The sequence below is a fragment of the Prescottella defluvii genome (assembly GCF_000738775.1).
GTDB classification, from domain to species: Bacteria; Actinomycetota; Actinomycetes; order Mycobacteriales; family Mycobacteriaceae; genus Prescottella; species Prescottella defluvii.
Genome location: NZ_JPOC01000073.1, coordinates 25,451 through 50,091 on the forward strand (window position 1 = coordinate 25,451; position 24,641 = coordinate 50,091).

Here is a 24,641-nt window from a genome sequence, read left to right on the forward strand (position 1 = left end):
CGACCCGCAAACTGTGAGGCACGTTACCGAGCAGGCGTCACTCCCGTCACAGGATCGTGCGCATTTACAGGAAACGGGTGCCGACGAGTTTCCACTCGCCGACACCCGTTCCGAGCATCTCTCAGTCCTGCAGACAGGCCCTGACCGATCAGTCGCGCGGGCGACGACCGCCCGACGGCCGATCGCCCCGGCCGCGGCCGAACTTGCCGCCGGCACGGTCGTCGCGGCCACCCCGCGGCGCACGCCCCGAGGGCGCGCCCTGGTCGAGCTGAAGCTGGATCAGGACACCGGAGATCCGCGTCGCACGCAGCGCCTCGACCGTCTCGTCGGCCAGGTCGGCAGGCAGTTCGACCAGGCTGTGGTCGGGGCGGATGCTGATGTGCCCGAAGTCGCTGCGTCGCAGGCCACCCTCGTTGGCGATCGCACCGACGATCGCGCCCGGAATGACCTTGTGCCGCTTGCCGACCGCGATGCGGTACGTCGCCAGCTCCTGGCCGTCGCGGTTCTGACGCGGCGGACCGTCGTCGAACCGGCGCGCGGGCCGCTCCCGCGGCTCGCGGGGTGCACGCGGCGGAGCCGGCGGCTCCGGCGACATGAGGAACGACTCGCCATCCCGGGACTGGACCGCCAGCGCCGCCGCGATGTCGGCGAGCGGGACGTCGTGCTCGCGCTCGTAGTCCTCGATCAGCTTGCGGAAGAGCGCCAGGTTGTCGGAGCTCAGGCTCTCGGTGATCGAGTCACCGAACTTCGCGACACGCTGCGCGTTGACGTCCTCGACGGTGGGCAGCTGCATCTCGGTGAGCGGCTGACGCGTGGTGCGCTCGATCGACTTGAGCAGATGCCGCTCGCGCGGGGCCACGAACAGCAGCGCGTCACCGGTACGACCGGCGCGGCCGGTACGACCGATGCGGTGCACGTACGACTCGCTGTCGTGCGGAATGTCGTAGTTGACGACGTGCGAGATGCGGTCGACGTCGAGACCGCGGGCCGCGACGTCGGTGGCGACCAGGATGTCGAGCGCACCGGACTTGAGCTGACCGATCGTGCGCTCACGCTGCGCCTGGACGATGTCGCCGTTGATCGCGGCGGCGGAGAACCCGCGGGCGCGCAGACGCTCGGCGAGGTCCTCGGTGGCCTGCTTCGTCCGGACGAAGATGATCATCGCCTCGAACGACTCGACCTCGAGGATGCGGGTGAGGGCGTCCAGCTTGCGCTGGTGTGCCACCTGAACCCACCGCTGGGTGATGTTGGAGGCGGTCGCGGTCTTCGCCTTGACGGTGATCTCGACGGGATCGTGCAGGTACTGCTTGGAGATCTTGCGGATCGCGGGCGGCATGGTCGCCGAGAACAGCGCGACCTGCTTGTACTCCGGGGTGTCGGCGAGGATGCGCTCGACGTCGTCCTGGAAGCCCATCTTGAGCATCTCGTCGGCCTCGTCGAGGACGAGGTACTCGAGATTCGACAGGTCGAGCGTGCCCTTCTCCAGGTGGTCGATGACACGACCCGGGGTGCCGACGATGATCTGCGCGCCGCGACGCAGGCCGGACAGCTGCACGCCGTACGCCTGACCGCCGTAGATCGGCAGCACCTGCAGGCCCGGGATGTGAGCCGAGTACTTGCCGAACGCCTCCGCGACCTGCAGCGCGAGTTCCCGGGTGGGTGCCAGGACCAGCGCCTGCGGCACCTTCCGGGTCACATCCAGGCGGGACAGGATCGGAATCGCGAACGCGGCCGTCTTACCGGTACCGGTCTGCGCGAGGCCGACGACGTCCTTGCCCTCGAGCAACGTCGGAATGGTCGCGGCCTGGATAGGCGAGGGCGACTCGTAGCCGACGTCGGAAAGGGCCTTCAGCACACGTTCGTCGATCTGGAGGTCGGCGAAAGTGATGGGATTGTCGTCGGTCTGCGGGTCGCGCTCGGTGTCACTCATTTGACCAGTCAGTTTAGTCGATGCGTGGTATGGCCTTCGATCCGAGTGCCTTCTACGTGCATCGACTCGATCACCTGCACCGGTATCGGACCGTTCTCCCCCGCGACCGCGACCGCCGAACGGGAAGTCGGTGAACGTATTCGGGCTGGACACGGACCCCGAATACGACGTCGCGATGACCGCCATCACAATGTGGACGACCGTCCTGCCACTCTCCGAGAGGAACCAGCAGTGTCCGATTCCGTGGCCCATGCCATCCCCACCCACTGGTACAACATCGTCGCGGACCTGCCGGTCGCCCCGCCGCCCCACCTGCACCCGGGCACCAAGGAGCCGGTCACCCCGGCCGATCTGGCGGCGCTGTTCCCGAGCGCACTGATCGCGCAGGAGGCCACGACCGAGCAGTACATCGAGATCCCCGAACCGATCCGTGAGGCCTACCGGACCTGGCGGCCGGCGCCCCTGATCCGTGCAACGGAATTCGAGAAGGCGCTGGGGACGCCCGCTCGGATCTACGTCAAGTACGAGGGCGTGAGCCCGGTCGGCAGCCACAAGACCAACACCGCCGTCGCGCAGGCGTATTACAACGCCCAGGACGGCGTCAAGAAGATCACCACCGAGACCGGCGCCGGCCAGTGGGGCAGCGCGCTGTCGTTCGCGTGCGCGAAGTTCGGCATCGAACTCGAGGTGTGGCAGGTGCGGGCGTCGTACGAGTCCAAGCCGTACCGCCGCCACCTGATGGAGACCTACGGCGGCATCGTGCACCCCAGCCCGTCGGACCTCACCGAGTCGGGCCGCAAGATGCTCGCCGACTTCCCCGACACCCCCGGCTCGCTCGGCATGGCCGTCACCGAGGCCGTCGAGGTCGCCGCGAACGACCCCGACGCGCGTTACGCGCTCGGCAGTGTCCTCAACCATGTGGTGCTGCACCAGACGGTGATCGGCCTCGAGGCCGTCGAGCAGCTGCGCGCCGCCGGTGAGGCCAACGCCGACGTCGTGTTCGGTTGCGCCGGTGGTGGTTCCAACCTCGCCGGCCTGGCGTTCCCGTTCATCCGCGAGGTGCTGCACGGCAAGGCCCAGACGCGGATCATCGCGGCCGAGCCCGCCGCGTGCCCGTCGATCACCAAGGGTGAGTACCGCTACGACCACGGTGACGTCGCGGGCCTGACGCCGCTGCTGAAGATGCACACGCTCGGCCAGGACTTCGTGCCGGACACGATCCATGCCGGCGGCCTGCGCTACCACGGCATGGCCCCGCTGCTGAGCCACACCGTCGAACTCGGCTACGTCACCGGCCAGGCCGTCGATCAGGTGGACTCGTTCGACGCCGGCGTGCTGTTCGCCCGCACACAGGGCATCGTCCCCGCCCCCGAGTCGGCGCACGCGATCGCCGCGGCCGCCGAGTACGCGCGCGGGCTCACCGAGCCCGAGGTGCTGGTGATCGGACTGTCCGGCCACGGCATGCTCGACCTGCCCGCCTACCAGGCGCACATCGACGGCAACCTGGTCTCGACGGGATAGTCCGCCGTAGTTTCACAGCCACGGCCGCGGCGCCCGGGACCTGGTCCCGGGCGCCGCGCTCGTCCACCGTCCTCGGCGTATCGTCGAGATCGAGATCGAATCTCTTCTGCGACGGAGCACGTCATGCACTATGCGACGCGTGCCGGAGCCGGACGGGCACTGGCCAAGTCGCTGAGTCATCTCCGCGGGTCCGATCCGCTGATACTCGGACTCCCCCGCGGCGGCGTACCGGTGGCGTACGAGGTCGCGCAGGCCCTACGCGCACCCCTCGACATCGTCCTGGTCCGCAAACTCGGCGTGCCGTGGCAACCGGAACTCGCGATGGGGGCGATCGGCGAGGGCGACGCCGAGGTCCTCAACGAGGACGTGATCCACCGCGGCGGCGTGACACGGCAGGCCGTCGAGTCCGTCCGCGCGAAGGAGCAGCGGGAACTGGCGCGCCGCGCCGAGGCCCTGCGCGGCGGGCGTGCGCGCACGCCGCTGACCGGGCGGACCGTCGTACTCGTCGACGACGGCATGGCGACCGGCGCGACCGCCGCGGTCGCCTGCCAGGTTGCCCGCGCAGCGGGGGCGGCCAGGATCGTCGTCGCGGTGCCCGTGGCATCGCCGGAGGCCGTGTCGCGGCTGCACGTCACCGCGGACGAGGTGGTGTGCCCGTTCACCCCCGTCAACCTCGGAGGTGTCGGCGGCGCCTACGCCGACTTCCACCAACTCGACGACCGTGAGGTCACCGAACTGCTCGCCCGCTCCGACGACCCCGGAACGTGACCGGCGCAACATTCGGCACTCCGGCGCCGATACACGTTTCGGAAGGGCTCCGCAGCGAGGGAGGATTCGTGAGCGTCTCGGAACAGCACGTGCAGGCGGTGGTCCAGTCCTGCCGCGACCGGCTCGGCGACCCGGCCGGCTGGGTACCTCCCGACGAGTATCGGGACAGCCTCGCGCTCTGCATCATCGAGTCGGTCCAGGCCGCCGGCAATCGATACGCCGACGCCGGAACCGTGGTCGACCGCTACCGCGCGTACCGGCGAGCCCGCGTACCGGGCCGGATCACCGACGGCGCACGTGAACTGCTGCGCACGTTCGAGGAGGTGGGCAGTTCCGATCAGTGGGCGGGGAAGATCGGCAGCTACAAGCGCCGGTACTCGGAGCAGGCCGCGCCGATGCGCGCGGCCGAGATCCAGCGCACCGCCGAAAGCCTGCACGCCCTGCACATCGACTCGGTCGGTGACCTGGTGGGCGCCACCCGCGACGACCGCCGCCGGCGCGACCTGCGCGCCGCGTGGGACGAGTGCTGCGGTGGACCCGACGACGCGATGTGGCAGCACCTGCTGACCCTGGCGGGCGCACCCGGTTCAGCCGCCACCGCCGCGACGGCGACGGACGAGTTCGTGCGATCGGCGCTGGCGGACACCCCGGGAGGGTCCACGCCGTCGGCGCCGCCGGCCGAGATGCTCGCCGCGGCCGCCGGACGTCTCGGTGTCTCGGCAGCCGCGCTCGAGCACGCCGTCCGCCGGTGGCACTGCACCCGGGAGGACCATTTCCACCCCGTCGCGTGACACGCAACCGCCCCCACCTGGAGAAAGTTAGCACTACTCACGGGTACGTTCATTCCCGCTGGTCGGCAAAGAAAAGCACAAACCGGACGCCAGACTTCGTGCGAAGACACCCCGAATGTGATCCAATGCACATCCGTAACGTCATTTCCTTGGAGGGGTCACAGTGCGTGAGTATTCGGTTCCACAGTCGTTCACCATTCCGGAAGACGCGTCCATGGCCGACACTGTGTTCCGGTACGAAGCGGAGTGTCCGAACCTCGTGCCCTTCAAGAAGTTGGGCAACAGCGGATGGGTCGACGTCACCGCGGCCGAGTTCGCCAAGCAGGTCAAGGCTGTCGCCAAGGGCCTGATGGCCTCGGGCGTCGAACTCGGCGACCGCGTCGCGATCCTCTCCGCGACCCGCTTCGAGTGGGTCGTCCTCGACTACGCGATCTGGACCGCCGGCGGATGCACCGTCGCGATCTACGACACCTCGTCGGCCGACCAGGCGCAATGGATCCTCGAGGACTCCGCGACGTCCTTACTCGTCGTCGAGACCTCCGCCCACGCGGAGACCGTCAAGGATGTCGCCGAGGCCGCCCCCGCACTGCGCGAGGTGCTGCAGATCGAGGCGGGTGCGCTCGACGAACTCGCCACCCGCGGCACCGGCATCAGCGACGACGAACTGCACGAGCGTCGCCACCAGGTGAACGCGGCATCGCCGGCGACCCTCATCTACACCTCCGGCACCACCGGTCGCCCCAAGGGCGTACAGCTCACCCACTCGAACTTCTATGCCGAGTCCGCCGCGGTGAGGATCGCGTTGGGTGACGCGCTGCAGGAGGGCAATCGGACCCTGATGTTCCTGCCGCTGGCCCACGTGTTCGCCCGCGCGGTCTCGTTCGGTGCGTTCGACGCCAAGGTCACCGTCGGGCACACCTCCGATCTGACCACGCTGATCGACCAGTTCGCGGTATTCAAGCCCAACTTCATCCTCTCGGTCCCCCGCGTCTTCGAGAAGGTCTACAACTCGGCCAAGCAGAAAGCCGAGGACGGCGGCAAGGGCAAGATCTTCGCGAAGGCCGCCGAGACCGCCATCGCGTGGAGCGAGGCCCAGGAACAGGGCGGCGCCGGTCTCGTCCTGCGCCTCAAGCACGGGCTGTTCGACAAGCTGGTCTACGCCAAGCTGCGCGCCGCGCTCGGCGGCGAATGCGCCCGCGCGGTCTCCGGTGGTGCCGCGCTCGGCGCCCGGCTCGGTCACTTCTTCCGCGGCGTCGGCGTGCCGGTGTACGAGGGCTACGGGCTCACCGAGACCAGCGCCGCCGTCACGGTCAACACCATCGACAGCCAGAAGGTGGGCACCGTCGGCAAGCCGATCAACGGCCACGCCGCGAAGATCGCCGAGGACGGCGAACTGCTGGTCCGCGGCCCGGTCGTGTTCAACGGCTACTGGCACAACGACCAGGCCACCGCCGACTCCATCCGAGACGGCTGGTTCCACACCGGCGACCTCGGTTCCATCGACCACGAGGGGTACGTGTCGATCACCGGTCGTAAGAAGGAGATCATCGTGACCGCCGGCGGCAAGAACGTCGCCCCGGCCGTCCTCGAAGACGCCCTCCGCGCGCACGCCCTCATCAGCCAGTGCCTCGTCGTCGGCGATGCGAAGCCGTTCATCGGCGCCCTCATCACACTCGACCCGGAGGCGCTGCCCGGCTGGAAGGAACGCAACGGCCTGCCTGCCGACACCCCCATCTCGGAACTCGTCAAGCACGCAGACCTCGTCGCCGAGATCGATGCCGCCGTCTCCGAGGGCAACAAGAAGGTCTCCAACCCGGAGCAGATCAAGAAGTACCGCATCCTCGAGGTCGACTTCACCGTCGAGACCGGCGAGCTCACTCCGACGCTCAAGCTCAAGCGCAACGTCATCCACGAGGGACACGCAGGCGCGATCGACGCGATCTACTCCTGACCGTTCGACTTTCGGGCCGGGCCCGGGTGCGATACCGCACCCGGGCCCGGCCCGTCGTCGGCCCGTCCCGGTGTCGCGCTACAGGGCCGCCGAGCCCAGCAGTGCCCGCGCGATCGCGGCCTCACCGACCACGTCGAGGCCGACGAGGGGGCGCCGGCGCCACAGCGTCAGCAACAGATCCTGCGCCGAACCACGCAGAGCCACATCGGCTTTGCGGTGCTCACGCGTGACCTCCACCGCGCCCGGCGAGAACGACAGGTGCCACTCGGCGGCATCGGTGTCGGTGCCGTGGAGGTGGATGGTGTGCCCGTGTAGCGAGTCCGGCAGCCTGCCACCGTCGGAGAGCAGGCCGAGGAACACGTCCAGCCATTCGTCCACACCGTCGGCCGCGACCACCGGATCCAACTCCTCAGCCTTGGGACCCCCGGCGGCCTTCAGCGTGTCGGACACGTCCACCCGGTGCACGGAGACCTCGTGCGTCTGCCGACGCAGCCACCACGCCGCGGTGCCGGGGCCGGTCATCGTCGAAACCGGCTTCTCGGGGTCGATCCGGTCGAACTCGTCCAGCAGCGTGTCGAGCGCGAACCGGTAGGCGGGAATGCATTCCGGACCTCGGGGCATGTCCCCGGAACGACGGATCTCCGACAGCGGTGTCTGCGGCGCGGCCTGTAGCGCGGTGGTCACCCACTGGTGCACCTTGCCGGTGTGCCGAACGACATCCTCGACGGTCCAGTCCGGCACCGTCGGAACGGGTTCGGACAGTGCGACGACGGGCGTCGCGGCCAGAGTCTCCCCCTCGTCACGCAGAGCGGACAGCAGACGCGTGTAATCCATCAGCACACCGTAGCGTCGAGAACGAAATCGGCGACATCGTTCGTGACGGCCCGGTGGATCTTTTCGTGCAGCAGGTCGTGGCCGGTGTCGGGGTACTCCCGCACGCTCACCCCCGGCAGGCCGGACGCCCACGCGCGCAGCCCGTCGATCGGCGCCAACCGGTCGTCGACGCCGTGAATCGCGAGCACCGCAAAGCCGCGGTTCGCGAAGTCCGATGTATCGGCATGCTGCACAACGGATCTGGGTGTCCCACAGAGAACCGCCGCCGTGAAGCGTTCCGACCCGCGACGCAGCAGGGTGATCGCCACGGCCGCGCCCAGCGAGTGCCCCATCAGCACCTGCGGCACCCCGGGGCACGCCTGCGCGGCCGTCGTCGCGAGCAGGGCCGCGTCGTCCGCGAGATCCTCCAACGTGCCAGGAGTGCCTGGGGTGCCCTCCGACAGCCCGTGCCCCGCCTGATCGATCCCCCACATCTCGATGCCGTGGCGGGCGAGTCCCGCGGCGAACCGATGATAGTGACCGGTGTGCTGGCCCATCCCGTGCAGGAACACCACCACCGCGCGTGGCTGATCGACGGGCCAGCGACGGTAGTGGATCTGCCCGGTCGCCCCGGTGAAGAACGGCATGGGTCCATTGTGGTGCGGCGCCGCGGCGGCCGTGCGCCCTCCCCCGGTTGTCACCGCCCGATGGCACAATCGCCCGAACCGACCGGGAAAGGGGCGCGATGTTCCTGCTCGACGATGTGGTGGTCTACAGCACGGGAGATCTGACGCTCTCGGCGACGTGCGAGTTCGCGCTCGTCCGACGCCTCGACGGGCTGCTCGGCCGCGTCGCGGCCACGCCCGGTCCGGCCACCGATCCGATGCTGGAGCGGACGTCCCGGCTCGGGGCGGCCCACGAACGTCGGTTGCGTGACGACTTCGAGCACCGTCTCGGACGGATCGTGACCATCGCGCGCCCCGAGTACACGACGGTCGGTCTGTACGACGCGCATCGGGCGACCGTCGCCGCCGCCCGTTCCGGCGCACCCGTGATCTACCAGGGCACGTTCTTCGACGGCCGGTTCCTCGGCTTCAGCGACTTCCTCGTCCGGGAGGTCAGCCCGGACGGCGACACCTATGCGGTGTACGACACCAAGCTCGCCCGTCACGTCGAGGTGCCCGCGCTGCTGCAACTGGCCGCCTACGCCCACGCCCTCGCGGCCGGCGGGGTGCGCCCGGCTCCGCAGGCCCACCTGCTGCTCGGCGACGGCACGGACTCGGTACACGCGCTCGCCGACCTCGTCCCGGTGTACGTCGCGCGCCGCGCACGCCTTCAACACGTCCTCGACGAACATCGTTCCGGCAGTGCACCGGCCCGGTGGGGCGATACGGCCTACCGGGCGTGCGGACGTTGCGGAACCTGCACGGCCGAGGTCCGGGCTCACCGGGATCTGCTGCTGGTCGCGGGAATTCGCTCGAGCACTCGTGAGCATCTCGTGTCGGCAGGGGTGTCGACCATCGACGCCCTCGCCGCGCGCGTCGATCCGGTCCCGGACGTCTCGGCGCGGACACTCGACGGCCTCCGGTCGCAGGCCGTGCTCCAGCTTCGCGGTGAAACGCACGGAGGCCACCCCTTCGAGGTCTTCGACGCCACTGCCCTCGCGGGTCTGCCGCATCCCGATTCCGGCGACATCTTCTTCGACTTCGAGGGTGACCCGCTGTGGGCGGAGCCGGGATCGCCGCAGTGGGGGCTGGAGTACCTGTTCGGGGTGCTCGAGGAACCGCCCACTGCGGCCGGGGAACCGGCGTTCCGGCCGTTCTGGGCCCACGATCGGAGCCAGGAACGCCGGGCGCTGATCGACTTCCTCGACTACGTCACCGCTCGTCGTGCCGCGCATCCGGGCATGCACATCTATCACTACGCGGCGTACGAGAAGTCCGCGCTGCTGCGACTGTGCGGCCGGCACGGTGTCGGCGAGGAGGCCGTCGACGCCCTCCTTCGGGACGGGGTGCTCGTGGACCTCTATCCGATCGTCCGGGCGTCGCTGCGGGTCGGCGAGCAGTCGTACAGCATCAAGAAGCTCGAGCCGCTCTACATGGGCGCCGACCCGCGTGGGGGTGCCGTCACCAGTGCCGCCGATTCCGTTGTGGCCTACGCCGACTACTGCGACCTGCGCGACCGGGGCCGCTCGCAGCAGGCCGCCGAACTGTTGCGGGACATCGGCGCCTACAACGAGTACGACTGCGTCTCGACGCGCGGGCTGCGCAACTGGTTGCTCGCTCTGGCCGCCGAGCACGGCGTGTCGCTGCATCGTCGCGAGGAGCCGGCGCCGGTCGCGGACGAGAGCGAGAGCGATCCGGCCGAACGGGCGCTGCGCCGGTTCACCGGCGACGGACCCCGCGGGTCGCGCAGCGCCGACCAGCAGGCGTCGGCGCTGATGGCCGCGGCGGTCGGGTATCACCGCCGGGAACGTAAACCGTTCTGGTGGGCGCACTTCGACCGGTTGACGCAGCCGGTCGACGAGTGGGCCGACACCCGTGACGTGCTGCAGGTGCACGATGCCGTGGTGGTACAGGACTGGCACCGCAGCACTCCGCGACAACGAAAGCTGCGTCGTCATCTGCGGCTGACGGGCCGGTACGGGACCGGCAGCACCGTGGTCCCCGGCGCGGAGGTGTTCACGCTGTACGACCCGCCGCTGCCGGTGGCCGCGATGGCCGGGGCGGGCCCCACCCGGCGCGGTACGTCGACGGCGGTCGTGCTGTCGGTCGACACCGACGGGAACTTCGACGACGTCGTCGTCGTGGAGGAATTACTCACCGGCCCGGACGAATACACGGCGCTGCCGATGGCGGTGACACCCGGCCACCCGGTCGCGACCGTGCGGATCGAGAACGCCATCGGGGGCGCGGCCGAGAACATGGCGGCGACGCTGCCCGCGATGCCGTCCGACGCGGCCGTCGACATCCTGCGCCGCATCCCTCCCCGCACCCGGAACGGTGCGGGGTTGCCGGCGACCGACGGCGCCGGCGGTCACAGCGCGGCGATCGTGGCGGCACTGTTGGACCTCGACCACTCGTACCTCGCGGTGCAGGGCCCACCGGGCACCGGCAAGACCCACACCGGCGCCCGCGTGATCGCGCACCTCGCCTCCCACCACCGCTGGCGGATCGGTGTGGTGGCACAGTCGCATTCGGTGGTGGAGAACATGCTCGACGCGGTGGTCGCCGCGGGACTCGACGGCCGACTGGTCGCGAAGAAGGACGGCCGCGCGGCGGACCGCGCGTGGACGGGTATCACCGCGGCCGCCTACCCGCAGTTCCTGGCCGACGCCGAGGGGACCGGGGGCGTCGTCGGCGGGACCGCCTGGGATTTCGCGCACGCCGACCGGATCCCGCCCGGCAGTCTCGATCTGCTGGTGATCGACGAGGCCGGACAGTTCGCGCTCGCGAATACCGTCGCGGTGGCGGCGTCGGCCCGCAATCTGCTGCTCCTCGGCGACCCCCAGCAACTCCCGCAGGTCAGTCAGGGCACCCACCCGGAACCGGTGGACGAGTCGGCGCTGGGATGGCTCGCGGCAGGCCACGACGCGCTGCCGGCACAGCGCGGCTACTTCCTGGAACGTACCTGGCGGATGCACCCCGCGCTGTGTGCGCGGGTGTCGGCGCTGTCGTACGACGGACGGTTGCAGTCCGAGGACCCGGTCACGACCGCCCGCCACCTCGCGGGAGTCGAGCCCGGCATGCAGAGCGTGGTCCTCGACCACTGCGGGAACGCAACGACATCCGCCGAGGAGGCCGGCGAGATCGTGCGCCGGATCCAGGCGCTGCTGGGCCGGGCCTGGACCGATCCGACCGCGTTCGACGGCACCCGCCCACTCGGGCAGTCCGACGTCCTCGTCGTGGCTCCGTACAACGCACAGGTGGGCCTGATCCGGCGGCACCTCACCGCCGCGGGGCTCGCCGATGTGCACGTCGGCACGGTCGACAAGTTCCAGGGCCGACAGGCCGCCGTGGTGCTGGTGTCGATGACCGCGTCCACCGCCGCGGACGTACCACGTGGCATGTCGTTCCTGTTGTCCCGCAACCGGTTGAACGTCGCGGTGTCCCGCGGCAAGTGGTGCGCCGTGATCGTCCGATCACGGCTGCTCACCCACTACCTACCGACGACGCCGGACGGACTGACCGAGCTGGGCGCGTTCACGCGGCTGTGCGAATGAGCGCGGGTCACCCGAAGCACTTGCCCTCACCGCGGTAGGTGGGCGTGGACGTGGCGGTGCCGTCGGCGTCGACGAGGTGCACCTCGGTGAACCGCTCGCACAGCTCGCCGGCCTTCGCGTGGCGGAACCAGACCCGGTCGCCCACAGCCAGTTCGGCGGCCGCTGCGCCGGTGACCGGCGTCTGGACCTCGCCGGCGCCCTCGTTGCGCAGCAGCTTCAAGCCACGCGGCCACACCGGAGCGGGCACCCGCGTGTTCCCGGCGGGGCCCGACGCGATGTAGCCGCCGCCGAACAGCGTCGTGATCCTCGGGGTGGGCTTGCGGACCGCCGGCAGCGCGAAGAACAGCGCCGGGCGCGGAGTGAACGAGTGGTAGCGGTCGAAAAGTGTCGGCACGTACAGCCCGGATCCCGCGGTGACCTCGGTGACGGCGGAGTCGGCCGAGCTGACCTCGAGCGATCCGGTGCCACCGCTGTTGACGATCTCGAGCTTCCCGACCTCCGCGGTCACCGCGTCCACCACGGTGCTTCTGCGGGTGGCGAGTTCGGACGCGGACGCCTTCTTCACCATGCGTACGGCGAAGCTGCTGTCGGGCAGTCCCGCGATCTGCGCCTCGTAGAACATCACTCCGACGACGGCGAAGCCGCGATCGGAGGCCAGCCGCGCGAGCCGCGCGACCTGCCCCGGTTCCCGCAGTGGCGAGCGGCGCACCCCGAGGTGGGCCGGCCCGAGACGCAACGACGCGTCGACGTCGAGACACACTCGCGGACGGACGTTCTCGGATCCGACTGCCGACCGGATGAGGTCGAGTTGCGCGACGTCGTCGACCATCAGCGTGATGCGGTCCAGCAGAGTGCCGTCGCCGCCGAGCTCGGCCAGGGCCGCGCGGTCCACCGTCGGATAGCCCATCAGCACGTCCTCGGCGCCCTGCCGCGCGAGCCACATCGCCTCGCGCAGCGAGTAGGACATGATGCCGCGGAACCCACCGGATGCGGTGAGCCCGGACCCGAGCGCCACCTCGAGCACCGCGCGGCACCGGACCGACTTGCTGGCCACCCGCACCGGGGTGCCGGCGGCACGCCGCACGAGGTCGGCGGCGTTGATCTGCAGGGTGGCCAGGTCCAGCGCCGCCAGCGGCGGATCGAGATGAGCCGTGGCAGCGGTGAGTCGGTCGATCGCGGCAGTCACATCAGTCCGTTCGTCGTAGGCGTCCGGACCAGTCGATCACTCTGTTGAACGATTGTCCAGGTCCGTTTCCGGCCCGGAACCCTCGACCGCCTTGCTCGCGACGATGCGCACCAGGTCGTCGAGTTCGGTGATGATGGCGTTGCTGTCACGGTCGACGAGCCAGCGCAGCACGATGCCGTCGATGACGGCGAGGGCGAACCGGGCGATCGCCTCGACCGGTTCGGTCCACGAGGTCCCGGTCCGGCGGGCACTCTCCTGGAGGAACACCGTGGCCTCGATGTCCATGGTCCGGTACTGCTCGTCGGCGACACTCCCGGCGAGCGGCGCGCCCGCCGCACGGTGACGCAGCGCGTACGCGGTGATCTCGTAGGTGAGCAACTGACGGTCCGCAGTGGCCTCGACCAGCGGCCACATCCCGGTCAGCCCGGTGTGCAGCACCTCCCGCAGATCCCGCAGGCCACTGAGTTCCTGCGAATCCCACACCGACGCAAACGACTCCCGCATCCCGGCACTGAGTTGTAACACCAGGCTCTCGGCCATGGCCGCGACCAGGGCTTCCTTGCTCTCGAAGCAGTAATGCACAACGCCGAGCGAGACGCCCGCTTCCTCCGCGACAGCACGGATCGTCACCGCTGCGATCCCACCGCGTTCGGCGATGGCCAGTGCCGCTTCGACGAGTTGGGCGCGGCGTTCTTCCGCTGGAAGCCGATTCAACATCCCCTGATCGTAGAACCCGAACAGGAAATAACGCGTTACATTTGCCTGGACGCTCGTCCAGGTGAATAGTGGCGGGAATGGCACAGGACACGTGGCGCAACTGGGCGGGGACCCACTCGTCGACACCTCACCGATTCGAGACACCGCGATCGGTCGCCGAACTGAGCGCGCTGGTCGCCGATGCGACCGAGCGCGGATTACGCGTCAAACCCGTGGGGGCGGGCCATTCGTTCACCGGAGTCGCTGTCACCGACGGTGTTCTGGTGAGCCTCGACAACCTCGCCGGTATCGAATCCGTGCGCACGACGCCGGAGGGGCCGGTCGTGACGGTCATGGCCGGCACCCGGTTGCGCAGCCTCAACGAGCAGTTGTGGGGACGCGGGCTGGCGATGATCAACCTCGGCGACATCGACGTCCAGTCGATCGCGGGCGCGCTCTCGACCGGCACGCACGGGACGGGGGCACGGTTCGGCGGACTCGCGACACTGATCCGCGGACTGCAGATCGTGCTCGCAGACGGCTCGGTCGTGGATTGCTCCGAGACCGAGAACCCCGACCTCTATCAGGCGGCCCGGATCGGGCTCGGCGCGTTCGGCATCATCACCAAACTCGACCTCGCGGTCACCCAGGCGTACGCACTGCGCGCCGTCGAGGGCCCGGCACGACTCGACGAGACGCTCGACGGACTCGAGCACGATCTCGCGACCGTCGACCACTTCGAGTTCTACTGGTTCCCGCACACCAATCGCGTTATGACGAAGCGGAATACGCGACTGCCCGGGGACACACCGCTCGCGCCCGTGAGCCGGATCCGCGGCCTCATCGACGACGAACTGATGTCGAACACACTGTTCGAGGGCATCAACCGCGTGACCACGGCGTTCCCGGCGACGATTCCCCGGATCAATCAGGTCAGCTCGCGGGCGCTGTCGGCCCGCGAGTTCACCGACCGCAGCTACCGCGTGTTCGCGTCGCCGCGCCGCGTGCGGTTCCGCGAGATGGAGTACGCGATTCCGCAGGAGGCCGTGAAGGACACGCTCCGGGAGATCTCGACCTGGCTCGACCGGTCCGACTGCCGGATCGCGTTCCCGGTCGAGGTCCGCTTCGCGCCCGGCGACGACGTGTGGATGTCCACGGCGAACGGCCGCGACAGCGCCTACATTGCTGTGCACCAGTACCACCGCCGTGATCACCGCGAGTACTTCGACGCGGTGGAGTCGATCGCCCGCGCCGTCGACGGCCGTCCGCACTGGGGCAAGATGCACTCCCGCACTGCGGACGATCTGCGTCCCGCCTACGCCCGGTTCGACGACTTCTGCGCGGTCCGCGACAAGCACGACCCGTCGCGCACGTTCGACAACGAGTACCTCCGCCAGGTTCTCGACTGATCACGAGGCTCGAACCGTCCGGATCCGGTCGGCGCGTCGCCACTGCGGGCGGCGCGCAGACCGGATGACCGGCGCCGGAACCGCTGCCCGCCCACTGAGGCCACTCCACCGATGAAGTACATTCGTTTAACTCTTTAGTTTCGACCAACTTCATCGAGAGTGAGGCGCCATGCGCGACGCAGTGATCGTCGAGGCAGTTCGTACCCCCATCGGCAAGCGGAAGGGGTCTCTCGCGGACGTGCACGCGGTGGAACTGTCCGCCCACGTCCTGCGTTCGATCGCTCAGCGCACCGGTATCGACCCAGCACTCGTCGATGATGTCTTCTGGGGCAACGTCAACAGCGTCGGCATGCAGACCGGCAACATCGGCCGCATGGCCGTGCTCGGCGCCGGCTGGCCCGAGTCGGTGCCGGGACTGACCGTCGACCGTCAGTGCGGGTCGTCGCAGCAGACCATCTCGATGGCGGCCGCGTCGGTCATCTCGGGTCAGGCCGACATCATCGTCGCCGGTGGCGTCGAGATGATGACCGCGGTTCCGCTGGGCTCCTCGAACGTTCCGGGCACCGGCGACTCCGCGGGTCCCGCCCGGGAGCGGTACGCCACTGCGCTCGAGGCCCCCGGCTTCAACGGCCGCTTCAACCAGGGCGTCGGCGCCGAGCTGATCGCGCAGCAGTGGAACATCTCCCGCGCGCAGCTCGACGAGTACTCGGTGTCCTCGCACGAGCGTGCCGCCGCAGCGCAGGACGCCGGCGCGTTCGACGCCGAGATCGCACCGGTCACCCTCGCCGACGGCACCGTCTTCTCGGCCGACGAGGGCATCCGCCGAGGCTCCACCACCGAGAAGCTGGGCCAGCTCAAGTCGCCGTTCCTCGAGGGTGGCGTCATCACCGCGGGCAGCGCGTCGCAGATCTCCGACGGCGCGGCCGCCGTGCTGGTGATGACTTCGGAGAAGGCGAAGGCTCTGGGCCTGACGCCGCTGGCCCGCATCCACACCGCGGTCGCCGCCGGCGACGACCCGGTCAAGATGCTCACCGGCCCGATCCCGGCGACCGCGCTGGCGCTGAAGAAGGCCGGTCTGTCGATCGACGACATCGACGCCTTCGAGGTCAACGAGGCGTTCGGTTCGGTGCCGCTGGCGTGGCAGCTCGAGACCGGCGCGTCGGCGGAGAAGATGAACCCGCTCGGCGGCGCGATCGCCCTCGGTCACCCGCTCGGCGGCTCCGGCGCACGCCTGGCCGCGACGCTGGTTCATCACCTGCAGCGCACCGGTGGCCGCTTCGGCCTGCAGACGATGTGTGAGGGCGGCGGCACCGCCAACGCCACCATCTACGAGCGCATCTAGCGACTCCCGCACCACGTGGAGGCGGCCGGTTCCTTCTCGGAACCGGCCGCCTCCACTGTTTCGTCAGACCCGCCGCGCGTGCAGCGCCAGCGCAGGGACGATGAGCAACGAGATCGCGGACCCGAGCAGCGCCAGCCAGCCGTAGCTGGTCGCGGCGACCATGACACCGGACGACAGTCCCCCGCCCGCGCCGGCGATCGCGATCGTGAGATCGACGGTCCCCTGCGTGCGGGCCCGGGTCGCCAGCGGAACGGCGTCGGTGATGATCGCGGTGCCACTGATGAGTCCGAAGTTCCAGCCGAGGCCGAGCAGTGCCAGCGCGACCGCCAGCGCCGGAACCGAATGCACCGGCGCCGCAGCGGCCGTGACGCCCGCGGCCAGCATGGTCACCGCGGCCGCGGCGGCGACGACACGCGGGCCGAACCGGTCCGCGAGCCGCCCCGACAGCGGCGAGGGCAGGTACATCGCCGCGACATGGATCGCGATGACCATGCCCGCGGCCCCGGTTCCGTGCCCGTGGTGCTGCATGTGGATCGGGGTCATCGTCATGACACCGACCATGACCAGCTGCGTGACCACCATGACCGTCGTGCCCAGCACCACCGACGGGTTCCACGTTCGCGCCGCGGACGGGTCGGCGTCCGGACCGGGCACCCCGTCCGCAGTGGCCGTCGCACCGGCCTCGACCTCGCGTGCCAGCAACAGTGGATCCGGTCGCAGCATCACCCACAGCACCGCGGCAGCGGCGCCGTAGGCGACCGCAGCCAGGATGAACGGCCCGGCGAGCGAAGGGATTCCGAGCCCGTCGGCGACCTCGCCCATCACCGTCACGAGGTTCGGACCGACGACCGCGCCGACGGTGGTGGCCACGAGCACCGTGCTCACCGCGCGGCCACGGTGAGCCGGGGCCGCCAGGTCTGCGCCGGCGTAGCGGGCCTGCAGGTTGGTCGCGGTTCCGGCGCCGTAGACGAACAACGCGATCAGCAGGAGCACGACATTGTCGGCGACCGCCGCCGCGACCACACCCACGCTGCCGAGCGCGCCGACGCCGTAGCCGAGTGCGAGACCGGGTCGACGGCCCAGTCGTTGTGAGATCCGGCCGACGGTGACCGCGGCGGCCGCGGACCCGATCGTGAACAGGGCGCTCGGCACACCGGCGAGTCCGGTGCCACCCAACATGTCCTGCGCCAGTAGCGCTCCGACGGTGATCCCGGCGGCGAGGCCGGCACCGCTGAGGATCTGCGCCGCGACCAGGACCGCGAGGATGCGACGCTGGCTGGCGGCGATGTCCGGCCCCGCGAGCGCCCGCTGCGCCGTCACGCGACGTCTCCGCCGGGCCGGGCGAGTTCGACTCCCGAGGCGCGCCATTCGAGAATGCCCTCGTCCATCGCGGCCGCGCTCCGCCCTCGCCGCCGCAGGAGATCGGCGGCGTCGCGGGCAAGTCCGCACAGCTCACCGCGGCAGTACACGACGACGTGCACGCCCGCCGGCAGTTCGTCGGCGCGCGCACCGAGTTCCTCGAGTGGGATGGACAGCGCGCCGGGTAGATGGCCCGCGGTGAACTCCGGGAGCGGTCGGACGTCGAGCACGACGACGGACCCCGAACTCATCTGTGCGGCAAGCTCGTCGGAGAACTCGGGGCCGTCGCTGTGCGCGAGTCCGGGTAGGTGCGCCGCGCCGACGTCCTTCATCGACACATACAGTCGCGCGACGTCGAGCCCGGAGAGTCGGTAGTAGATTGTGGTGCCGTCGCGCCTGGTGCGCACCAGGCCGGCACTCTTGAGGATCTGCAGGTGGGCCGACGCGCTGGTCGTCTTTAGCGCCGACGCCCGTGCGAGCGTCTCGACCGACTGCTCACCCTGCGCCATCAGTTCGAGCAGCGCCAACCTCCTGCCGTTCGCCATGGCCTTCGCGACGCGGGCGAGCTGGTCGTACATGCCCTCATCCGACTCGACAACATTCATATTCCATCACTCCTTGGAATATGAGAATACGCATCGTCGCTGCCGGTCCCCTACGGCCGCGCCGCGTGCTGCAACCGCTCGACCTGCACCAACTTATCTACCGTGCACGACACAGATTTTGTAGTAGCGTCGAACAGGACAACATCATCCGGCCGACAAAGAGTTCGAAACGGCCGGAAGGTGTGGACACAAGGATCGAAAGGACAGACGATGCCGAACTTCACCGTTCCCGGACTGACCACCGACCAGGGCGCCACGGTTGCAGACACCCTCCAGAATCGACTGAGCGCCTACAACGACCTCCACCTGACGCTCAAGCACGTGCATTGGAACGTCGTGGGCCCCAACTTCATCGGAGTCCACGAGATGCTCGACCCGCAGGTGGACCTGGTTCGCGGCTACGCGGACGCGGTCGCCGAACGGATCGCAGCCTTGGGCGCCTCGCCCCAGGGCACGCCCGGGGCCATCGAGAAGGACCGGTCGTGGGACGACTACTCCGTCGGGCGTGACAGCGCGCAGGCCCACCTCGCCGCACTGGACCTGGTGTACACCGGCCTGATCGAGGGCAACCGCAAGGCGATCGCGAAGGTCGGCGAGATCGACCCGATCACCGAGGACATGCTGATCGGCCAGACGGCCGAACTGGAGAAGTTCCAGTGGTTCATCCGCGCCCACCTCGAGAACACGGGAGGCCGACTCGCCAACGACGGCGCGTCCACCGAGAAGAAGGCTGCGGCCGCCGTCCGCTGACCGCGGCGCCGCAACCACCCGACCCCGGTCCGGGCTCCCGTCGGGGGCGCCCGGACCGGCCCTCCCCAAGCACAATCCCGCCAGTCCCCTGAAGCCGGTTCGTCGAACCGGCCCGCCGCGTGTCGGTCTAGCTGCGGAGCAGTTCGGCCTTGCGAGCCGGCGATGCGAAGGACGCCTCGATCGAGTTGCGCGCCAGGGTGTCGACCTCGGCGTCGGTCAACCCGATCCCCGTCCGCAACTGGGCGAAGTTCTCGCCGACGTCGCCACCGAAGTAGGCGGGGTCGTCCGAGTTGACCGTCACCCGCAGACCCGCGCGCAGCATCGTGCGCAGCGGATGCTCGGCGATCGAATCCACCACGCGCAGTCGCACATTCGACAGCGGACACACCGTCAGCGGAATTTCCTCGTCCACCAGACGCTGCACCAGCGCCGGATCCTCGAGGCACCGCACGCCGTGGTCGATCCGCTCGACTCCGAGGACGTCCAAAGCCTGCCAGATGTATTCGGGCGGACCCTCCTCACCCGCGTGCGCGACCACGTGCAGCCCCTCAGCGCGCGCGTGGGCGAAGACGTCCTCGAACAGCGTCGGCGGATAGCCGACCTCCGCGGAATCGAGACCGATGCCGACGATCGGCGCCTGCAGCCGCAGGATCTCGGCGAGAACCTCCTCCGCGTCGTGCACGGGCTGGTCCCGCAGGAACGCCGCGATGAGCCCGCTGCTCACGTCGAACTCCCGCTCGCTCGCAGCCAGCGCGTCGAGGATCCCGTCCAACACCACCTGCAACGGCACACCCCGGGAGACGTGGGCCTGCGGGTCGAAGAAGATCTCCGCGTGCCGCACTCCCGCGGCCGCGGCGCGACGCAGGTAGTCCCGGGTGAGGTCGGCGAAATCCTCCGCGGTCCGCAACACCGCCATGTTCGCGTAGTACAGGTCCAGGAACGACTGCAGATCCGTGAACTCGTAGCGCGATTCGAGATCGGCGAGGTCCCGGTACGGCAGGTGCATGCGGTTGCGCTCGGCCAACGCGAAGATCAGCTCCGGCCCGAGTGCTCCCTCGATGTGCATGTGCAGCTCCGCGAACGGCAGCGTGGTCATGCTGGTCACCGCCCCTTCCAGATGGGCGCCCGCTTCTCGGCGAACGCGGTGGCCCCTTCCCGCGCATCCTCGGATCCGAACACGGGACCGATCACCTCGAGCTGCCGCGTGAACGCCTCGTCGGCGGGCCAGTCGCGGGCGCGAACGAGTACCTCCTTGGTCTTGGCAACCGCGAGAGGGCCGTTGGCCGTGATGCGGTCCGCGAGCGCAAGTGCGCCGTCGAGTGCGCCGCCCGGCTCGGTCAGCGAGTTCACGAAACCGTACGCGGCGGCCTCCTCGGCGGTGAACGGATCACCGGTGAGGGCGTACTCCATCGCCTTCTGGTACGGGATGCGCTCGGGCAACCGCAGCAGGCCGCCGGCCCCGGCCGCCAACCCGCGCTTGACCTCCGGGATGCCGAACCGCGCCTCGCGCGAGGCCACCACGAGATCCGTCGCGAGCACCAGCTCGGTACCGCCCGCGAGGGCATACCCCTCGACCGCCGAGATGATCGGCTTGCGGGGCGGCGCCTGCGTGAAACCGAGACCCCGACCCGGCACGACCACGTTCTCGCCGGCCACGAAGGCCTTGAGATCCATGCCCGCACAGAAATTTCCACCGGCACCGGTGAGGACGGCCAGTGACAGGCCCGGATCCTCGTCCAACTCGTCGACCGCGGCGGCGAGCCCGCGACTCACCGCACCGTTGATCGCATTGCGCGCCTCCGGACGGTTGATCGTGATCACGAGCACCCGGTCGCGGCGATCGAGCAGGACCTCATCCGACATCGACATTTCCCTTCGTCGTGGAACTGAAACCTGACGCACCCTGCAGCCACGACCGTACCGATCTCCGGTCGACGCGTCCGGTGGTAGTGCGTGGCAGCACGGGCACACTCGCGCACAGCCGAGGCGACGGCCGATACCCCGACAGCGCCGCGCGGAGGTGTTCGCGCACCGTGTCGAGGCCGACACCGGCACCAGGATCCGCGACGACGGCCACACCGACATCCGGCCCGGCGGGAGTGGTCACTCCCACCACCACCGCCTCCGTCACCCCCGGGCACTCGAGCAGCGCGACCTCGACCTCGCGGCTGTAGACGACCCCGCCGGGGAACTCGACCGCCTCCCCTGCCCGGCCCGCGATACGGAACGAACCGTCCGAACCGACTCGCATCACGTCGCCGGTGTGCAGCCAGCCGCCGACCATCGTGCGCGCGGTGGTCGCCGGATCACCCCAGTAGCCTCGCATCACGCTGGGCCCTCGGCACCACAACTCGCCGACACCCGGGTCGGATTCCGCGACAGCGAACTCCATTCCCCCATGCGACGATTCGAGCCATCGATCGTCGCCGACGACATCGCCCACCCGCTGGATCAGCCCGGCACCGCCGGTCTCCGTCATCGCCCAGCCGGAGCCGACCTCGGCAGCCGGGAAGCGGTCCCGCAATCGGCGCAGCAACGGGGCCGACAGCGGCTCGCCGTCGAGCGCGAGGGACCGCAGCGTGTCGCACTCGCGGCCGGGCACCCGCGCCATCTGCCGGTGGAACGGTGCGGCCACCGAAAGACGTTCGACTCGTTCGTCTTCGAGCGCGCGCAGCAGACCGCCGACGTCGGCGTGAGGCTGCAGGACGACGGTGCCACCCAGCACGAGCGTCGGAAGCAGTTGCGACACGCACGCCGCTGCGGAGCTGAGCGGCAACGCGATCCCGTGGCGAAGCCCCCCGCCGCACTCGGCAGCTCCGCCGAGTTCACGACCCCAGGCCCCGATCACCGATTCGATCGTCGACAACACGTTCTCGTGGCAGAACTCGACACCCTTCGGCGGACCCGTCGTGCCGCCGGTATAGAACAGCAACGCCGAATCGGCCGGACCCGCACCGTCGTCGATGAACGGAACGCCCTGCGGCAGTTCGCCGTCCAGCACCAGAACGCTGCCGCTGTCGGCCACGATGTGCTGTGCTTCCGCGACGCCGTGTCCCGGATGGATCGGCACCGGCACGCCGCCGGCGAGCAGCACACCGAGAAACGCCTCCACCCATCGAGTCCCGTTCGGCATGCGGATCGCGACACGGTCACCGACGTCGATCCCCTGCTCGAGCAGACCCCCGGCCACCCGCGCCGCCGACGTCCACAACTGCGCATGGGTCAGACGCTCGCCGCCGACCTCGACGACGGCCTCCCCGGCACCGAAGCGGTGCGCGGCGACGTCGAGCAGCTCGGTGAGCGAGGCGCTCAGCCCGCGGTACCGGAGCAGCCCGTCCGTACCGCGCACCAACCGGTCGTCCCGCAGCCGATCGGGCCCGACCGGGTACTCGAGCAGCGCTGCCATGCCCACCTCCACCGCGTTGGTCACGTCAGCCCGACTATATGACCTATGTCACATCCCCGTCGGTCGAACCGCGCACCACGCGCACCGCACGCGGGACGAATGTGCGCAGTTCAGGCACGCTCGTGCTCAGCCACCCATGCCGCGATCTGGGCGCGTGACCCGAACCCGAGCTTGGCGAGCACGCGTTCGACATGGCCCTCGGCGGTGCGCGGCGAGATCACCAGCTTCTCCGCGATCTCGCGGTTCGTCAGCCCGCGAGCGACGAGATCCGCGACCTGCCTCTCGCGGCGCGTCAGCACCGGCGTATCGGGTTCCGGAGTCACGATCCGCATCGGCGCGGTCGGGGCGGCCATCTCGGCGCGGGAGAGATCGAATCCGTCCCGGCGGCCGAACGCGTAGTCGACCGCTTCCGGGAACTCGAGCGCCGCTCCGTTGGCGAACGCCGCCTCGAACGCCCGGTCGCCGAGGATCCGACGGCACAGGCGTCGGCATTCCTCGTGGTGGACGAGCATGGTCGGTATCAGCGCGACGGACACCCCCATCGCCTGCCGCAGGGCCTCCGCGGCCCCGGACAGGATCGCGGCCCGCTCGCCTTCCCGCCGCGCCGCGGCCGCCCACGCCATCGATTCGAGGCAGCCCGCGCCCGCGAACTGGTCGTCGACCCGGCAGGCAAGTTGCAGCGCCTCGTCGAACGATCCGGACGCGCGCGCGTGGTCGCCCTGCGACCACAGGGCGACACTCAGCATGACCATCGCCCGCGCCCGGAACTCGCACTCGCCGCGCGCGGCGGTGATCGCGACGACCTCGGCGTGGCAGTCCTTCGCCCGCGCGAGGTCTCCGCGCATGCCGCTGACCAGTCCCGAACCCTGCAGGACGCAGATCAGCCAGTGCGGATCGGATTCCTCCCGGAAGGGACCGACCGCCCGCTCGAAGTAGTCGGTCGCCCGTTCGAGATCACGCCGGTACATCGCGTGGAGCCCACAAGCATGCGCGACCGCCGCGTCGACCAGGGGATCGCCGATGTGCTCCGCGAGATGCGCGGCGTGCGCGATCAGATTCGCGGCCGCCGCGAAGTCGTCCTGCATGCCCGCGAGTTGACTGGCCGCGCACACCGCCGCCACCCGCACCCGATCCGGGCGATCCTCGGACCCGTCGAGTGTCCGTACGAGCCACCGTCGGCCCTCGCCGAACATGCCGCGGCAGAACCAGAACGGGAAGATCGCGGCCGCCATGCGCACGCCCTCGTCACCGTCACCCGGGTCCGTGACGCTGAACTCCAGTGCGTCACGCAGGTTCGCCTGCTCCCGATCGAGTCTGGCAATCAGTTCCGGCTGCCTCGGCCCGATCCAGTCGGCGGCCGCACGTTCGACGAGACCGCGGAACCAGTCGCGGTGCAGTCGCCGGCAACGTTCGTACTCGCCGGATTCCTCGAGCTTCTCCAGCCCGTAGTCGCGCAGCGTCTCGAACATCCCGTACCGCACCACCGGGCCGGCGCCCTCCACGAGGAGGATCGACTTGTCGACCAGCGAGGCCACGAGATCGAGCACCTCCCCCGGTGCGGCGTCCTCGACACAGATTCCCTCCGCGGCATCGAGTTCGAACCCACCCGAGAACACCGCCAACCGGGTCCACAGTCGACGTTCCTGCGGGGTACACAGCTCGAAGCTCCAGTCGACGGAGCAGCGCAGGGTCTGCTGTCGCGTCGGGGCGACCCTACTGCCCGCGGTGAGAAGCCGGAACCTGTCGGTCAGCCGCTCCAGAATCTGGTCCGGGGACAGTGCCCGCACCCTCGCGGCGGCCAGCTCGATCGGCAGCGGCAAACCGTCGAGGCGGTGACAGATCCGGGCGATCGCAACCCGATTCTCCTCGGTGACAGCGAAATCCGGCAGCGC

General features: G+C 69.7%; 19 protein-coding genes. 8 read left to right on the forward strand and 11 right to left on the reverse strand.

Annotated features, from left to right (window positions below; genetic code table 11):
* Positions 1-148 precede the first annotated feature (148 nt).
* Complete coding sequence (locus tag IJ15_RS0122365; protein ID WP_031940564.1) at positions 149-1,930, reverse strand: DEAD/DEAH box helicase; 1,782 nt, start codon at positions 1,928-1,930, stop codon at positions 149-151.
* 231 nt (positions 1,931-2,161) lie between these two features.
* Between IJ15_RS0122365 and IJ15_RS0122375 the strand changes: the two genes are divergently transcribed.
* From IJ15_RS0122375 to IJ15_RS0122390, 4 genes are all read left to right on the forward strand, one after another.
* Positions 2,162-3,451: a TrpB-like pyridoxal phosphate-dependent enzyme gene (locus IJ15_RS0122375; protein ID WP_031940565.1), complete on the forward strand. Its 1,290-nt coding sequence runs from the start codon at positions 2,162-2,164 to the stop codon at positions 3,449-3,451.
* Positions 3,452-3,574: 123 nt separating this feature from the next.
* Positions 3,575-4,219, forward strand: coding sequence for a phosphoribosyltransferase (locus IJ15_RS0122380; protein WP_031940566.1), 645 nt, complete (start codon positions 3,575-3,577; stop codon positions 4,217-4,219).
* Positions 4,220-4,287: 68 nt separating this feature from the next.
* Complete coding sequence (locus IJ15_RS0122385) at positions 4,288-5,010, forward strand: hypothetical protein (RefSeq protein ID WP_031940567.1); 723 nt, start codon at positions 4,288-4,290, stop codon at positions 5,008-5,010.
* A 163-nt stretch (positions 5,011-5,173) separates the two neighbouring features.
* Positions 5,174-6,961, forward strand: coding sequence for an AMP-dependent synthetase/ligase (locus IJ15_RS0122390; RefSeq protein ID WP_031940568.1), 1,788 nt, complete (start codon positions 5,174-5,176; stop codon positions 6,959-6,961).
* Positions 6,962-7,039: 78 nt separating this feature from the next.
* Here IJ15_RS0122390 and IJ15_RS0122395 read toward each other — a convergent pair whose 3' ends face one another.
* Positions 7,040-7,795: a maleylpyruvate isomerase N-terminal domain-containing protein gene (locus IJ15_RS0122395; protein WP_031940569.1), complete on the reverse strand. Its 756-nt coding sequence runs from the start codon at positions 7,793-7,795 to the stop codon at positions 7,040-7,042.
* Entirely contained in the window at positions 7,795-8,421 is a 627-nt protein-coding gene (locus IJ15_RS0122400; protein ID WP_031940570.1) for an alpha/beta hydrolase, read from the reverse strand. Before IJ15_RS0122400 ends, IJ15_RS0122395 begins: the two co-directional genes overlap by 1 nt.
* Before the next feature lie 98 nt (positions 8,422-8,519).
* Between IJ15_RS0122400 and IJ15_RS0122405 the strand changes: the two genes are divergently transcribed.
* On the forward strand, positions 8,520-11,996 hold the full coding sequence (locus IJ15_RS0122405) for a TM0106 family RecB-like putative nuclease (protein WP_031940571.1): 3,477 nt from the start codon (positions 8,520-8,522) through the stop codon (positions 11,994-11,996).
* A gap of 7 nt (positions 11,997-12,003) precedes the next feature.
* On the opposite strand, the gene IJ15_RS0122410 is transcribed toward IJ15_RS0122405, so the two are convergent.
* Complete coding sequence (locus tag IJ15_RS0122410) at positions 12,004-13,182, reverse strand: amino acid deaminase/aldolase (RefSeq protein WP_031940572.1); 1,179 nt, start codon at positions 13,180-13,182, stop codon at positions 12,004-12,006.
* Positions 13,183-13,218: 36 nt separating this feature from the next.
* Positions 13,219-13,899: a TetR/AcrR family transcriptional regulator gene (locus IJ15_RS0122415; RefSeq protein WP_031940573.1), complete on the reverse strand. Its 681-nt coding sequence runs from the start codon at positions 13,897-13,899 to the stop codon at positions 13,219-13,221.
* 77 nt (positions 13,900-13,976) lie between these two features.
* Between IJ15_RS0122415 and IJ15_RS0122420 the strand changes: the two genes are divergently transcribed.
* Together IJ15_RS0122420 and IJ15_RS0122425 are read left to right on the forward strand one after the other, a co-directional pair.
* On the forward strand, positions 13,977-15,287 hold the full coding sequence (locus IJ15_RS0122420) for a D-arabinono-1,4-lactone oxidase (protein ID WP_031940574.1): 1,311 nt from the start codon (positions 13,977-13,979) through the stop codon (positions 15,285-15,287).
* Positions 15,288-15,456: 169 nt separating this feature from the next.
* Positions 15,457-16,629: a thiolase family protein gene (locus IJ15_RS0122425; RefSeq protein WP_031940575.1), complete on the forward strand. Its 1,173-nt coding sequence runs from the start codon at positions 15,457-15,459 to the stop codon at positions 16,627-16,629.
* Between the two features lie 63 nt (positions 16,630-16,692).
* Here IJ15_RS0122425 and IJ15_RS0122430 read toward each other — a convergent pair whose 3' ends face one another.
* Positions 16,693-17,949, reverse strand: coding sequence for an MFS transporter (locus tag IJ15_RS0122430; protein ID WP_231569634.1), 1,257 nt, complete (start codon positions 17,947-17,949; stop codon positions 16,693-16,695).
* Positions 17,946-18,593 carry an ArsR/SmtB family transcription factor gene (locus IJ15_RS0122435; RefSeq protein ID WP_031940577.1) on the reverse strand — a complete coding sequence of 216 codons (648 nt, stop codon included), beginning with the start codon at positions 18,591-18,593 and terminating at the stop codon, positions 17,946-17,948. Before IJ15_RS0122435 ends, IJ15_RS0122430 begins: the two co-directional genes overlap by 4 nt.
* A 210-nt stretch (positions 18,594-18,803) precedes the next feature.
* Between IJ15_RS0122435 and IJ15_RS0122440 the strand changes: the two genes are divergently transcribed.
* Positions 18,804-19,343: a Dps family protein gene (locus IJ15_RS0122440; protein ID WP_031940578.1), complete on the forward strand. Its 540-nt coding sequence runs from the start codon at positions 18,804-18,806 to the stop codon at positions 19,341-19,343.
* 127 nt (positions 19,344-19,470) lie between these two features.
* Here IJ15_RS0122440 and IJ15_RS0122445 read toward each other — a convergent pair whose 3' ends face one another.
* The 4 genes from IJ15_RS0122445 to IJ15_RS0122460 form a co-directional block, all read right to left on the reverse strand.
* On the reverse strand, positions 19,471-20,439 hold the full coding sequence (locus tag IJ15_RS0122445; protein WP_031940579.1) for an adenosine deaminase: 969 nt from the start codon (positions 20,437-20,439) through the stop codon (positions 19,471-19,473).
* Between the two features lie 5 nt (positions 20,440-20,444).
* Positions 20,445-21,206 (reverse strand): crotonase/enoyl-CoA hydratase family protein, encoded by a 762-nt coding sequence (locus tag IJ15_RS0122450; protein WP_031940580.1) that lies wholly within the window; start codon positions 21,204-21,206, stop codon positions 20,445-20,447.
* Entirely contained in the window at positions 21,196-22,773 is a 1,578-nt protein-coding gene (locus IJ15_RS0122455) for a class I adenylate-forming enzyme family protein (RefSeq protein ID WP_231569635.1), read from the reverse strand. The genes IJ15_RS0122450 and IJ15_RS0122455 overlap by 11 nt, the downstream gene beginning before the upstream one ends.
* Positions 22,774-22,859: 86 nt before the next feature.
* Positions 22,860-24,641 (reverse strand): ATP-binding protein (locus IJ15_RS0122460; protein ID WP_031940582.1); only part of this gene is annotated, 1,782 nt, incomplete at its 5' end.